This is a genomic window from Acidovorax cavernicola (assembly GCF_003581445.1).
On record NZ_QXMN01000226.1, the window covers coordinates 1 to 1,313 of the forward strand.

Annotated in this window: 1 protein-coding gene; it reads left to right on the forward strand. The window is 65.9% G+C overall.

From position 1 onward, the window contains the following. Positions 1-162: 162 nt before the first annotated feature. The gene (serC, locus tag D3H34_RS32745; RefSeq protein ID WP_119558874.1) at positions 163-1,272 is read left to right on the forward strand and encodes a 3-phosphoserine/phosphohydroxythreonine transaminase; all 1,110 of its coding nucleotides are present in this window, start codon (positions 163-165) and stop codon (positions 1,270-1,272) included. Positions 1,273-1,313: the final 41 nt, after the last annotated feature.

Consider the following 1,313-nt stretch of genomic DNA (forward strand, 5'->3'; position numbering starts at 1 on the left):
CGCCGAAGCCGGCGAGCTCTCCGCGACCGACGGCAGCGACGCAGCGCCCCAGGCGTAATTCCTGCCACTCCAAGCACGCCGGCAATGCCGGCGTGCCCGTTTACAGTTCCCCCCAACGCACGGCCGCGCGCCGCCCTGCCCTTTCTCATTCCGGTAGACACCATGAATCGCCCCTACAACTTCTCCGCCGGCCCTGCGGCCATCCCTGCCGAGGTTCTGGAACAGGCTGCGGCCGAAATGCTGGACTGGCACGGCAGCGGCATGGGCGTGATGGAAATGAGCCACCGCGGCAAGGAATTCATCTCGATCTACGAACAGGCCGAAGCCGACCTGCGCGAGCTGCTGGCCGTGCCCGCGAACTTCAAGATCCTGTTCATGCAGGGCGGCGGCCTGGCGGAAAACGCCATCGTGCCGCTGAACCTGTCGCACGCCGCCACCGTGGATTTCGTGCTCACGGGCAGCTGGAGCCAGAAGTCGTTCAAGGAAGCCGGCAAGTACGCCGCGCAGGCGCATGTGTCAGCGAGCGCGGAAGACAGCAACTTCACCGCCATCCCGCCCGCGGCGAGCTGGGACCTGAGCCGCGGCGCGAGCTATGTGCATCTGTGCACCAACGAAACCATCCACGGCGTCGAGTTCCATGAGCTGCCCGACCTGAAGGCGCTGGGCAGCGACGCGCCGCTGGTGATCGACTTCTCGTCGCATGTCGCGTCGCGTCCGGTCGACTGGAGCCGCGTGGGCCTGGCCTTCGGCGGTGCGCAGAAGAACATCGGCCCGGCCGGCCTGACCATCGTCATCGTGCGCGAAGACCTGCTGGGCCATGCGCTGCCCGCCTGCCCCAGCGCGTTCAACTACAAGACCGTGGCCGACAACCAGTCGATGTACAACACGCCGCCGACCTGGGGCATCTACATGGCCGGCCTGACCTTCCAGTGGCTCAAGCGCCAGCGCGAAGGCGGACTCACGGGCATCGCCGCGATGGAGCAGCGCAACATCGCCAAGGCCGAGCTGCTGTACCGCAGCATCGACCAGTCGCAGCTGTACCTCAACAAGGTCGCGCCCAATTGTCGTTCACGCATGAACATTCCGTTCTTCCTGCGCAACGAAGCGCTCAACGACGCCTTCCTGGCCGGCGCCAAGGAGCGCGGCCTGCTGCAGCTCAAGGGCCACAAGTCGGTGGGCGGCATGCGCGCCAGCATCTACAACGCCATGCCGCTGGCCGGCGTCCAGGCGCTGGTCGACTACCTGCACGCTTTCGAACAACAACACGCCTGAGAGACTTTCCGCCATGAATACGCCCCAAGCTTCGCCTGATC